At 57.8% G+C, this 12466-nt stretch carries 12 protein-coding genes and 2 tRNA genes; 13 read left to right on the top strand and 1 reads right to left on the bottom strand.

All coding sequences use genetic code 11. The features are described from left to right. The first annotated feature begins 26 nt into the window (after window positions 1-26). Window positions 27-422 (top strand): MFS transporter, encoded by a 396-nt coding sequence (locus CYD26_RS01530; protein WP_065758258.1) that lies wholly within the window; start codon window positions 27-29, stop codon window positions 420-422. A gap of 13 nt (window positions 423-435) precedes the next feature. Here CYD26_RS01530 and yhbY read toward each other — a convergent pair whose 3' ends face one another. Then, entirely contained in the window at window positions 436-744 is a 309-nt protein-coding gene (gene yhbY / locus CYD26_RS01525; protein WP_065758259.1) for a ribosome assembly RNA-binding protein YhbY, read from the bottom strand. A 100-nt stretch (window positions 745-844) separates the two neighbouring features. Between yhbY and rlmE the strand changes: the two genes are divergently transcribed. From rlmE to rbfA, 12 genes are all read left to right on the top strand, one after another. Next, entirely contained in the window at window positions 845-1468 is a 624-nt protein-coding gene (gene rlmE / locus CYD26_RS01520; protein WP_065758260.1) for a 23S rRNA (uridine(2552)-2'-O)-methyltransferase RlmE, read from the top strand. Between the two features lie 211 nt (window positions 1469-1679). After that, on the top strand, window positions 1680-3587 hold the full coding sequence (gene ftsH / locus CYD26_RS01515; RefSeq protein WP_065758261.1) for an ATP-dependent zinc metalloprotease FtsH: 1908 nt from the start codon (window positions 1680-1682) through the stop codon (window positions 3585-3587). 8 nt (window positions 3588-3595) lie between these two features. Next, window positions 3596-4447: a dihydropteroate synthase gene (gene folP / locus CYD26_RS01510; protein WP_065758262.1), complete on the top strand. Its 852-nt coding sequence runs from the start codon at window positions 3596-3598 to the stop codon at window positions 4445-4447. A 16-nt stretch (window positions 4448-4463) separates the two neighbouring features. Beyond that, window positions 4464-5804, top strand: a complete 1341-nt coding sequence (glmM, locus tag CYD26_RS01505) for a phosphoglucosamine mutase (protein WP_065758263.1) — start codon at window positions 4464-4466, stop codon at window positions 5802-5804. 66 nt (window positions 5805-5870) lie between these two features. Further along, window positions 5871-6626 (top strand): triose-phosphate isomerase, encoded by a 756-nt coding sequence (tpiA, locus tag CYD26_RS01500; RefSeq protein ID WP_099775832.1) that lies wholly within the window; start codon window positions 5871-5873, stop codon window positions 6624-6626. Between the two features lie 3 nt (window positions 6627-6629). Further along, the gene (gene secG / locus CYD26_RS01495; RefSeq protein ID WP_065758265.1) at window positions 6630-7010 is read left to right on the top strand and encodes a preprotein translocase subunit SecG; all 381 of its coding nucleotides are present in this window, start codon (window positions 6630-6632) and stop codon (window positions 7008-7010) included. Between the two features lie 20 nt (window positions 7011-7030). Continuing rightward, window positions 7031-7116 (top strand) — tRNA-Leu (locus CYD26_RS01490). A gap of 99 nt (window positions 7117-7215) precedes the next feature. Then, window positions 7216-7292, top strand: a tRNA-Met gene (locus CYD26_RS01485). 130 nt (window positions 7293-7422) lie between these two features. Then, window positions 7423-7881, top strand: coding sequence for a ribosome maturation factor RimP (rimP, locus tag CYD26_RS01480; RefSeq protein ID WP_065758300.1), 459 nt, complete (start codon window positions 7423-7425; stop codon window positions 7879-7881). A gap of 59 nt (window positions 7882-7940) precedes the next feature. Beyond that, window positions 7941-9422: a transcription termination factor NusA gene (gene nusA, locus CYD26_RS01475; RefSeq protein ID WP_065758266.1), complete on the top strand. Its 1482-nt coding sequence runs from the start codon at window positions 7941-7943 to the stop codon at window positions 9420-9422. A 26-nt stretch (window positions 9423-9448) separates the two neighbouring features. Then, window positions 9449-11944 carry a translation initiation factor IF-2 gene (gene infB, locus CYD26_RS01470; RefSeq protein ID WP_065758267.1) on the top strand — a complete coding sequence of 832 codons (2496 nt, stop codon included), beginning with the start codon at window positions 9449-9451 and terminating at the stop codon, window positions 11942-11944. A 120-nt stretch (window positions 11945-12064) separates the two neighbouring features. Continuing rightward, window positions 12065-12466: a 30S ribosome-binding factor RbfA gene (rbfA, locus tag CYD26_RS01465; RefSeq protein ID WP_065758268.1), complete on the top strand. Its 402-nt coding sequence runs from the start codon at window positions 12065-12067 to the stop codon at window positions 12464-12466.

Below are 12466 nucleotides of genomic sequence, written 5' to 3'. Positions count from 1 at the left end.
GGCGTCGCGGCGTTGCCGCGACCGCTGTGATCTGGCAGCTAACCCAGGTGCTCTGGGTTGGCGGCCTATGGATGCTGTACTTCGGGCTTCTACCGACGCTTGCAAAGGTTGGGCTGGCGCCGCTACTTGTCGAGGATATCGGCAAGCTGGTGGCGTCATTGCTGGTAGCATTCGCAGCGTTTTGTGCGGGGCTGCAGGTGTTGGTTCTGGTGCAGGCTGAAGGCCTGCGCAGCCTGTGGCAAGACAGGCGAGGGCAACTGCTGCTGATGGCGTTGCTGGCGTGTGTTGTGTATTTTGCGTTGCGAACGTTGCTGCCAGGGTTGATGCGTTGGCAGTTGCTCTGCTATCTGGTGCTGGGCCTTACCGGTGTATTGCTGGTGCTGCAACCTCAGCCGGGCAGGGCGCGCAGAGCGCGCCGCTGACACGGCGCGAGCATCACTTGTAGCGATGGATGTTCGACAGCTGTTTGTTAGGCTGTGGGTTTTTGCGGTAAATCAGTGCCATTTTCCCGATGGTTTGTACCAGTTCTGCACGGCCAGCCTTGCACAGCTCGGTGATCACTTCGGCACGCTCTTCGCGCTCGTTGAGGTTGAGCTTGATCTTGATCAGCTCATGATCGCTCAAGGCGCGCTCGAGTTCGGCGAGAACACCCTCAGTCAGCCCATTGCCTGCCACAATCAAAACTGGTTTGAGGTCGTGGCCAATGGATTTGTACTGTTTCTTCTGCTCTTGAGTGAGCGGCATAATCTGACCCTTTGTCTGATTCTGTAAAAATGGCGGCCATTTTACCCGAGGGCCCGTGGATCCGCCCAGTTAATCACGACCGTTATCATCGAGGTGCCCAGTGGCGCGTTCCAAGACAAGCCATAACTGGCTGAAAGAACATTTCAACGATCCTTACGTCAAGATGGCGCAAAAGGACGGTTATCGCTCGCGTGCCAGCTACAAGCTGCTGGAGCTGCAGGAAAAAGACCGACTGATCCGCCCGGGCATGAGTGTCATCGATCTCGGCGCTGCGCCAGGTGGCTGGTCTCAGGTGACCAGTCGTCTGATTGGTGGGCAGGGGCGTTTGATTGCCTCGGACATCCTGGAAATGGACAGCATTCCTGATGTGACCTTCATTCAGGGCGACTTCACCCAGGATGAGGTGCTTGCGCAAATCCTCGAAGCGGTAGGTAATACCGAAGTAGACCTTGTGATTTCCGATATGGCCCCCAATATGAGTGGTACGCCTGCGGTGGATATGCCCAAGGCGATGTTCCTCTGTGAGTTGGCCCTTGACCTGGCTACCCGCGTATTGCGTCCGGGTGGTGACTTCCTGATCAAGATCTTTCAGGGTGAGGGGTTTGATACCTATCTGAAAACCGTTCGGCAGAAGTTCGACAAGGTCCAGATGCGCAAGCCGCTCTCTTCGCGGGACCGTTCCCGCGAGCAGTACTTGCTGGCAAGGGGTTTTCGCGGCGAGTAAAGCGTCATGCCGGCAGCTTCCAGGGTTTGCGATAGTTTTTTCCAATCGACTGCCCTGCCTGACTTGGGCGAACATCGTGTAGTCTAAGTTTCACAAAGGGTTACAGACGGCGCCTGCAGATGTGTAGGTAATGTAGTAAGTTAGGCCGGTGATTATCATGCGAGGCACGGCTGCGCCTCAGCCTGCTTCAGAGGGTAGCTAATTGAACGATATGGCAAAGAATTTGATCCTGTGGTTGATCATCGCGGCTGTCCTGGTGACGGTGATGAACAACTTCTCCAGCCCGAACGAGCCGCAGACCCTCAACTATTCCGACTTTATTCAACAGGTCAAGGATGGCAAGGTCGAACGTGTCGCAGTCGACGGCTATGTCATCACCGGCAAGCGTACGGACGGCGACAGCTTCAAGACCATCCGTCCGGCCATTCAGGATAACGGCCTGATTGGCGATCTGGTCGACAATCACGTAGTCGTTGAAGGCAAGCAGCCCGAGCAGCAGAGCATCTGGACTCAGCTGCTGGTTGCCAGCTTCCCGATCCTGGTGATTATCGCCGTGTTCATGTTCTTCATGCGCCAGATGCAGGGTGGCGCAGGTGGCAAGGGCGGGCCGATGAGCTTTGGCAAGAGCAAGGCGCGCCTGCTATCGGAAGACCAGGTAAAGACCACACTGGCCGACGTGGCCGGTTGTGATGAAGCCAAGGAGGAAGTCGGCGAGCTCGTCGAGTTCCTGCGCGATCCGGGCAAGTTCCAGCGCCTGGGTGGTCGTATTCCTCGCGGCGTGCTGATGGTTGGCCCACCGGGTACCGGTAAAACCCTGCTGGCCAAGGCCATTGCAGGCGAAGCGAAAGTACCGTTCTTCACCATTTCCGGTTCTGACTTCGTCGAGATGTTCGTGGGTGTCGGTGCGAGCCGTGTCCGTGACATGTTCGAACAAGCGAAGAAGCATGCCCCTTGCATTATCTTCATCGACGAAATCGATGCGGTGGGGCGTCATCGTGGCGCCGGTATGGGCGGCGGTCATGACGAGCGTGAGCAGACTCTCAACCAGTTGCTGGTCGAGATGGACGGTTTCGAGATGAACGACGGCATCATTGTGATTGCCGCTACCAACCGCCCAGACGTGCTGGACCCGGCGCTGTTGCGTCCAGGTCGCTTTGACCGTCAGGTCGTGGTGGGTCTCCCGGATATTCGTGGTCGCGAGCAGATTCTCAAGGTTCACATGCGTAAAGTGCCTGTGGGCGAGAACGTCAATCCGGCGGTTATTGCACGTGGTACGCCAGGCTTCTCCGGTGCCGACCTGGCTAACCTGGTCAACGAAGCATCGCTGTTCGCTGCACGTGGCAGCAAGCGTATCGTCGAAATGAAAGAATTCGAGTTGGCCAAAGACAAGATCATGATGGGCGCTGAGCGCAAAAGCATGGTCATGTCGGAGAAGGAAAAGCAGAACACCGCTTACCACGAAGCGGGTCACGCCATTGTCGGTCGCATCGTGCCTGAGCATGATCCAGTCTACAAAGTCTCGATCATCCCTCGTGGCCGTGCGTTGGGTGTAACCATGTTCCTGCCTGAAGAGGACCGTTACAGCCTCTCTAAGCGTGCCTTGATTAGCCAGATCTGCTCGCTCTACGGCGGTCGTATCGCCGAAGAGATGACGCTCGGCTTTGATGGTGTCACCACCGGTGCATCAAACGACATCATGCGTGCCAGCCAGATCGCCCGTAACATGGTCACCAAGTGGGGCCTTTCCGAAAAGCTCGGCCCGCTGATGTATGCCGAAGAAGAGGGTGAGGTTTTCCTGGGTCGTAGCGCGGGTTCCCAGCACGCTAGCGTGTCTGGCGAGACGGCCAAGATGATCGACTCCGAAGTGCGCAGCATCATCGATCAGTGCTATGCCACCGCCAAGCAGATTCTCACCGAGAATAGAGACAAGCTGGACGCCATGGCGGATGCATTGATGAAGTACGAAACCATTGATGCTGATCAGATCGACGACATCATGGCTGGCCGTCCTCCGCGCGAACCGCGTGACTGGGAAGGTGGATCGGGTACTTCGGGCACACCTGTCTCGCAGGGTGACCGCCCCGAGTCGCCGATTGGTGGCCCGGCGGCGCAACACTAAGGATTCATATGACTCCAAAGCAGTACCCGACCCGGTTGCCTTGCGGCAACCGGGTTCTTGATTTGTCCCTTACCCATGTCATGGGTATCCTCAATATCACGCCAGACTCCTTCTCCGATGGCGGCCGCTTCACTCAGCGTGACGCGGCATTGCGCCACGCGGAGGCGATGGTTGCCGCAGGCGCTACGCTGATCGATGTGGGCGGTGAGTCCACTCGGCCGGGCGCGCGAGCGGTGTCTCCTGTCGAAGAGCTGGAGCGCGTTGCGCCCATCGTCGAGGCCATCAGCCAGGCGCTGGATGTCATCATCTCCGTCGACACGTCGACCCCGGCCGTGATGCGCGAATCGGCTCGTCTCGGGGCGGGGCTGATTAACGATGTGCGATCGCTCAGTCGCGATGGCGCCCTGGATGCAGCGGCTGCCACAGGTTTGCCTGTGTGCTTGATGCACATGCGCGGTGAACCAGGCGACATGCAGAACAACCCGCATTACCAGAATGTCACGGTCGAAGTGTCGAGCTATCTTGAAGAACGGATGGCTGCGTGTGCGGCGGTGGGCATTGGTGCGGAGCGCATCATCCTGGATCCGGGCTTTGGGTTCGCAAAAAACCTGGCCCACAACCTTAGCCTGTTCAAGCACATGGAAGCGTTGTATCGCCTTGGCAGGCCTCTGCTGGTCGGCGTTTCACGCAAGAGCATGATTGGTCAGGCACTTGAGCGCCCGGTTGGGGAGCGGCTCTACGGCAGCCTCGCATTGGCTGCGCTGGCGATGACCAAAGGTGCCAGTATTTTACGCGTTCATGATGTCGCCGAAACCGTCGACGTAGTGCGGATGATCGCAGCGGTACAGGCCGCCGAATAAGAGTGACGGAGCATTTATGAGTAGAAAATATTTTGGTACCGACGGTATTCGTGGCCGCGTCGGTGTATACCCCATCACCCCTGATTTCATGCTCAAGCTGGGTTGGGCAGCGGGTATGGCCTTTCGCAAGATGGGCGCTTGCAGGGTGTTGGTGGGCAAGGACACGCGAATTTCGGGTTACATGTTCGAGTCGGCGCTGGAAGCAGGTCTCTCTGCTGCCGGTGCGGATGTCATGCTGCTTGGGCCGATGCCGACCCCGGCGATTGCCTACCTGACGCGTACCTTTCACGCCGAAGCGGGCATTGTCATCAGTGCCTCGCACAATCCGCACGATGATAACGGCATCAAGTTCTTCTCCGGCCAGGGTACCAAGCTGCCTGATGATATCGAGCTGATGATTGAAGAGTTGCTCGATCAGCCGATGACCGTGGTGGAGTCGAGCAAGCTGGGCAAGGTCTCGCGCATCAACGATGCTGCCGGGCGCTACATCGAGTTCTGCAAGAGCAGTGTGCCGACCAGTACCGATTTTGCCGGGCTCAAGCTTGTGGTTGATTGTGCTCATGGCGCTACCTACAAGGTTGCGCCTAGCGTGTTCCGCGAATTGGGTGCCAGCGTCACGGTGCTGCATGCGCAGCCGGACGGCCTGAACATCAATGAAGGTTGTGGCTCTACGCACATCGAATCGCTGCAGGCAGCGGTGCTGGTGGGGCACGCCGATCTTGGTATCGCCTTCGATGGTGATGGCGATCGTGTATTGATGGTCGACCATACCGGTGCGATCGTCGATGGTGACGAGCTGTTGTTCATCATTGCGCGTGACCTGCAGGAGCGCGGCAAGTTGCAGGGTGGCGTGGTGGGTACCCTGATGAGCAACCTGGGCCTTGAGTTGGCCTTGCAGGAGCTTTCCATACCGTTTGTGCGGGCGAAGGTTGGCGACCGCTACGTCATGGCTGAGCTGTTGGAGCGTGACTGGGTGGTTGGCGGCGAAAACTCCGGGCATGTCGTGTGCTGCAACCACACCACGACGGGCGATGCGATTATTGCTGCGTTGCAGGTCTTGTTGGCGCTCAAGCGTCGCGGCGAAACCTTGGCTCAGGCGCGTCAGGCTTTGCGCAAGTGCCCACAGGTTCTGATCAACGTGCGTTTTGGTGACAGCAAGGTCGATCCGGTTGAGCACCCTGTCGTCAAGGAAGCCTGTGCGCGTGTTACAGAGGCAATGGCGGGGCGTGGGCGGGTATTGCTGCGCAAATCCGGTACTGAGCCGCTGGTGCGCGTGATGGTCGAAGGTGACGATGAAGCACAGGTGCGTGGTTACGCCGAAGAGCTGGCAGCGCTGGTTGGTGAAGTTTGCGTCTGATTAGCGCTTGCCAGCGTTGAAAGGGTTGGGTAAGATCTGCGCCCACTTTGACCGACGAGGTACAGCATGCGTCGCCCTATGGTAGCTGGTAACTGGAAGATGCACGGTACCCGCGCCAGCGTCGCTGAGCTGATCAAGGGCTTGAGTGATTTAGCCCTGCCGAGCGGTGTTGAAGTAGCGGTTTTCCCGCCCTGTCTCTACATCAATCAAGTGATTGAAGGGTTGAAGGGTAAGTCGGTAGCCGTCGGTGCACAGAACTCCGCAGTGGAGTCTATGCAGGGCGCGCTGACCGGTGAGACTGCACCGAGCCAGTTGGTCGATGCAGGATGTAGTTTTGTGTTGGTTGGGCATTCGGAGCGTCGCCAGTTCATGGGCGAAACTGACGCAACGCTCAACCGCAAGTTTGCAGCCGCTCAGGCCTGTGGCCTGACGCCAGTGTTGTGTATAGGGGAAACCCTGGAAGAGCGCGAGGCGGGCAAGACGCTTGAGGTTGTAGGGCGTCAGCTGGGTAGCATCATCGAGGAGCTCGGTGTTGGTGCCTTTGCCAAAGCGGTGATTGCTTATGAGCCTGTATGGGCCATTGGCACAGGCCTTACGGCCACGCCACAGCAGGCGCAGGATGTGCATAAAGCCATTCGTGAGCAGCTGGCGGCAGAGAATACTGAAGTCGCAGGAAATGTGCGGCTTCTATACGGCGGCAGCGTGAAGGCGGCCAATGCGGCTGAGCTGTTCGGCATGCCGGATATCGATGGGGGGCTCATAGGTGGAGCTTCCCTGAACGCAGACGAATTCGGTGCAATTTGTCGCGCCGCAGGAAACTGAGAAATGCTCGAAACCGTCGTAGTTGTTTTGCATCTGTTGGGCGCGCTGGGTTTGGTGGTACTGGTGTTGTTGCAACAGGGTAAAGGTGCAGAGGCTGGTGCATCTTTCGGCGCAGGTGCTTCAAATACTGTGTTCGGAAGCCAAGGTTCTGCTACCTTTCTGAGTAAGTTTACTGCTATACTAGCTGCCTCTTTCTTCTTAACTGCTCTTGGGTTAGGATACTTTGCTAAAGAGAAAGCTCATGAGCTGACTCAGGTAGGATTGCCAGATCCAGCGGTTCTGGAAGTTCAGAAAAAACCAGCGGCAGATGATGTGCCGGTGCTTCAAGAGCAAAAAGGTAATGTCGGTAATACTGATGTTCCTCCAGCTCAAGAGAAGAAGTAAAAAGCGTCAAATGTAGTATTGCCGAGGTGGTGGAATTGGTAGACACGCAACCTTGAGGTGGTTGTGCCCATAGGGTGTAGGGGTTCGAGTCCCCTTCTCGGTACCAATTAAAACAAGACAGCCCGCTACATGCGGGCTTTCTTGTCGGTGGAGGTTAGATTGACCCCTTGGTGGGTTCGGTCGTATACTTTCGCCCCAGCTTTGTCGCGGGGTGGAGCAGTCTGGTAGCTCGTCGGGCTCATAACCCGAAGGTCGTTGGTTCAAATCCAGCCCCCGCAACCAGTCCCAAGCGGAGCCCCTTTTCAGGGGCTTTTTGCTAGCTGGACAGTTCTTAGCGCCGGTATTCAGCGGCGTATCCGGGATGGGCGCTTTGCCCATTTTTTATTTGCATAGCATGCACGAGGGGGTTCAGGTGTCGAGCAAGCTAGAACAGTTGCAGGCCTTGTTGGCCCCGGTGGTCGAGGCTCTTGGCTATCAATGCTGGGGGATCGAATTCATCTCTCAAGGCAAGCATTCGGTACTGCGTATCTATATCGACAAGGCAGATGGCATTCTGGTCGACGACTGTGAAGTGGTCAGTCGCCAGGTGAGTGGCATTCTGGATGTCGAAGATCCGATCAGTTCCGAATACACCCTTGAAGTGTCCTCTCCTGGCATGGATCGCCCGCTGTTCACTTTGGAACAGTTCGCTTCGCATGCCGGCGAACAAGTGAAGATCAAGCTGCGTACGCCCTTTGAAGGTCGTCGTAACTTTCAGGGCCTTCTCCGTGGAGTGGAGGAGCAGGATGTGGTGGTCCAGGTGGATAGCCATGAGTTCCTGTTGCCGATCGACTCGATCGACAAGGCCAACATTATTCCCAGTTTTGACTGAGACGTGCCGGATACCGCGTAGTCCGCGGATCCAATGGCGTGCGAAAGGCGAGGCGTACGATGAGCAAAGAAGTACTGCTGGTTGTTGAGTCGGTATCCAACGAAAAGGGCGTACCGGCCGGCGTAATTTTTGAAGCGCTGGAAGTGGCTCTGGCCACTGCAACCAAGAAACGTTTTGAAGATGAAGTCGACCTGCGTGTGGAAATCAACCGCCACACGGGTAACTACGAGACTTTCCGTCGTTGGACTGTGGTCGAAGACGAAGATCTGGACGATCCAGCGATTGAACTTGCCGTTGATCAGGCCCAGGCGAAAAAGCCGGGTGCCGTTGCTGGCGAGATCATCGAGGAAAAGATCGAATCCATTGAGTTCGGCCGCATTGCTGCTCAAACTGCCAAGCAGGTTATCGTGCAGAAAGTGCGTGAAGCCGAGCGTGCGCAGGTCGTCGACGCTTATCGTGAGCGTCTGGGCGAGATCATTTCCGGCACCGTCAAGAAAGTCACCCGCGACAACGTTATCGTCGACCTGGGCAACAACGCTGAAGCGTTGCTGGCCCGTGAAGACATCATTTCGCGCGAAACCTTCCGTGTGGGTGTGCGTCTGCGTGCACTGCTCAAGGAAATTCGTACCGAGAACCGTGGCCCGCAACTGATTCTGTCGCGTACTGCGCCACAGATGCTGATCGAGCTTTTCCGCATTGAGGTGCCGGAAATTGCCGAAGGCCTGATCGAAGTCATGGGCGCCTCTCGCGACCCAGGCTCGCGGGCCAAGATCGCCGTTCGCTCCAAAGACAAGCGCATTGACCCACAAGGTGCGTGTATTGGCATGCGTGGTTCGCGTGTTCAGGCAGTTTCTGGCGAATTGGGCGGCGAGCGCGTGGATATCGTCCTGTGGGACGACAACCCGGCGCAGTTTGTCATCAACGCCATGTCACCGGCTGAAGTCGCGGCGATCATTGTTGATGAAGATGCCCACGCCATGGATATCGCCGTGGCGGCGGACAACCTGGCCCAGGCCATCGGCCGTGGCGGTCAGAACGTGCGTCTGGCCAGCCAGCTGACCGGCTGGACGCTGAACGTGATGACCGAGTCGGACATTCAGGCCAAGCAACAAGCTGAAACCGGCGACATCCTGCGTAACTTCATCGACGAGCTGGAAGTTGATGAAGAGCTGGCGCAGGTGCTGGTTGACGAAGGCTTCACCAGCCTGGAAGAAATTGCCTACGTACCGCTGGAAGAAATGCTCAACATCGATGGCTTTGACGAGGAGATCGTCAACGAGCTCCGCGCTCGGGCCAAGGACCGTCTGTTGACCAAGGCCATCGCTACAGAGGAAAAACTGGCAGACGCCCACCCGGCCGAAGACCTGCTCTCTCTTGAGGGTATGGACAACGACCTGGCAGCGGAACTGGCGGTGCGCGGCGTGGTTACCCGCGAAGACCTGGCCGAGCAGTCGATCGACGACCTGCTCGACATCGACGGCATCGACGAAGAGCGTGCCGGCAAGTTGATCATGGCCGCCCGAGCCCACTGGTTCGAGTAATTAGGCTGGCCTGAGGAGAGAAGTGCATGACGCAAGTCACGGTGAAAGAATTGGCCCAAGAGGTCGCTGCACCGGTAGAGCGCCTGCTGCAGCAGATGCGTGAGGCAGGTCTGCCGCACACCGACGCCGGTCAGGTAGTGACCGACAGTGAGAAGCAGGCTCTGCTGACTCATTTGAAAAGCAGCCACAAGGCGAAAGTGGAAGAACCGCGCAAGATCACCTTGCAGCGCAAGACCACCAGCACCCTGCGTGTTGCCGGTAGCAAAAGCATCAGCGTAGAAGTACGCAAGAAGAAAGTATTTGTGCAACGCAGCCCGGAAGAGATCCAGGCCGAGCAGAAGCGCGAGCTGGACGAACGCCGTGCCGTGGAAAACGCCGCACGTGAGAAGGCTGAAGCCGAAGCACGTCAACGTGCCCAGGAAGAAGCCCGTCGTCAGCCTGCAGCGACTGAGGCCGTAGCGGCCGCGCCGGTCGCAGCAGCGCCTGCCGCTGTTTCTCCGGCTGACGCTGCTCCAGCACCGGTTGCCGATCGCAAGAAAGACGAAAGCCGTCGTAGCGACAAGGCGCGTGACGACGATCGTCGTGGCGAGCGCCGCAACGAAGCGCCACGTGTTTCGGTCAAGGTCAAGGAAAAGGAAAAGGCGCCTACGCCGCGTGCTGCTCCGCGTACTACCGAAGAAGAAAGCGATGGCTTCCGTCGCGGTGGTCGTGGCAAGGGCAAGCCGAAGAAGCGTAACGCGCACGGCTTCCAGAGCCCGACTGGTCCGGTAATCCGTGACGTGGTGATCGGCGAGACCATCACGGTTTCTGAACTGGCCCAACAGATGTCGGTCAAGGCCGCTGAAGTGGTCAAGTTCATGTTCAAGCTGGGCACTCCGGTGACCATCAACCAGGTGCTCGATCAGGAAACCGCACAGCTGGTTGCTGAAGAGCTGGGCCACAACGTCAAACTGGTCAGCGACAACGCCCTGGAAGATTCCCTGGCCGAGTCCCTGAAGTTTGAAGGTGAGTCGTTCGCTCGTGCGCCGGTTGTTACCGTAATGGGTCACGTTGACCACGGTAAGACCTCGCTGCTCGACTACATCCGTCGTGCCAAGGTAGCTGCTGGCGAAGCCGGTGGTATTACCCAGCACATCGGTGCTTACCACGTTGAAACCGACCGCGGCATGGTCACGTTCCTCGATACCCCAGGCCACGCTGCGTTCACCGCAATGCGTGCCCGTGGTGCCAAGGCAACCGACATCGTGATCCTCGTGGTCGCGGCTGACGACGGTGTAATGCCGCAGACCATTGAAGCAGTCCAGCATGCCAAGGCTGCCGGTGTTCCTCTGGTTGTTGCCGTGAACAAGATCGACAAGCCGGGTGCAGATCTCGATCGCATCCGTAACGAGTTGTCTGTTCAGGGCGTTACCTCCGAAGAGTGGGGCGGTGATACACCATTCGTTCCTGTCTCGGCGAAGATGGGTACTGGCGTCGACGAGTTGCTTGAAGCCGTTCTGCTGCAGGCCGAGATTCTCGAGCTCAAGGCAACGCCTTCGGCACCGGGTCGGGGCGTGGTAGTTGAATCGCGTCTGGACAAAGGCCGTGGCCCAGTGGCTACCGTGCTGGTTCAGGACGGTACTCTGCGTCAGGGCGACATGGTTCTGTGCGGTTCGAACTTCGGCCGTGTACGTGCCATGCTTGACGAGAACGGCAAGCCTGTGAAGGAAGCGGGCCCGTCGATTCCGGTCGAGATCCTTGGTCTTGATGGCACTCCAGAGGCCGGCGATGAGCTGAGCGTGGTTGCTGACGAGAAGAAGGCCCGTGAAGTTGCACTGTTCCGTCAAGGCAAGTACCGCGAAGTCAAACTGGCTCGCGCGCATGCCGGCAAACTCGAGAACATCTTCGAGAACATGGGGCAGGAAGAGAAGAAGACCCTCAACATCGTCCTCAAGGCCGATGTGCGTGGTTCTCTCGAGGCGCTGCAAGGTTCCTTGAGCGGTCTGGGCAACGACGAAGTACAAGTGCGCGTAGTGGGCGGCGGCGTCGGTGGTATCACCGAAAGCGATGCCAACCTGGCACTGGCTTCCAATGCAGTACTGTTCGGCTTCAACGTGCGTGCTGATGCTGGCGCGCGCAAGATCGTCGAGCAGGAAGGTCTGGATATGCGTTACTACAACGTGATCTACGACATCATTGAAGACGTCAAGAAAGCCCTGACCGGTATGCTCGGCAGCGATGTTCGCGAGAACATCCTCGGTATCGCTGAAGTTCGTGACGTGTTCCGCTCGCCGAAGTTCGGTGCTATCGCCGGTTGCATGGTGGTCGAAGGTACGGTTCACCGTAACCGTCCGATCCGTGTACTGCGTGAAGACATCGTTATCTTCGAAGGTGAACTGGAATCGCTGCGTCGCTTCAAGGACGATATGTCCGAAGTCCGTGCCGGCATGGAATGCGGTATTGGCGTCAAGAGCTACAACGACGTCAAGGTTGGCGACAAGATCGAAGTCTTCGAGAAAGTCCAAGTCGCTCGCACGCTCTAAGCCGCGAGCTTGGGAGCCGTATGTTGATCGCCGCAAGGCGCCCGCAGCGGCTCTGAACGCAACGCCCGGTCCGGCTTCAGCCTGGCCGGGCGTTTGCCGCTTCAGTTACAGGTAGCAAACATGGCAAAAGAATATAGCCGTACCCAACGTATTGGCGATCAGATGCAGCGTGAGCTTGCGCAGCTGATCCGTCGTGAAGTCAAGGATCCGCGTGTTGGTCTGGTGACCATCACTGCCGTCGATGTCAGTCGTGATGTTGGCCATGCCAAGGTGTTCATCACCGTGATGGGGCAGGATGGTGCAGAAAACATCGCGCAGAGCTTGAAAGTTCTGAACTCCGCCGCAGGTTTCCTGCGCATGCAACTCGGTCGTGAAATGAAGTTGCGCAGTGTGCCGCAACTGCACTTCCACTATGACGAAAGTGTCTCCCGTGGCGCCCACCTGTCGGCGTTGATCGAGCGTGCCGTAGCAGAAGACAGCCAGCATCAGGATGGCGGTACTTCCCTGGACACCAAGGAGTAA

This window comes from Pseudomonas sp. FFUP_PS_473, assembly GCF_002858665.1.
Taxonomy (GTDB): Bacteria; Pseudomonadota; Gammaproteobacteria; order Pseudomonadales; family Pseudomonadaceae; genus Aquipseudomonas; species Aquipseudomonas defluvii.
Note: the sequence above shows the minus strand (reverse complement) of the source record. Positions and strands in the feature narration are given on the sequence as shown.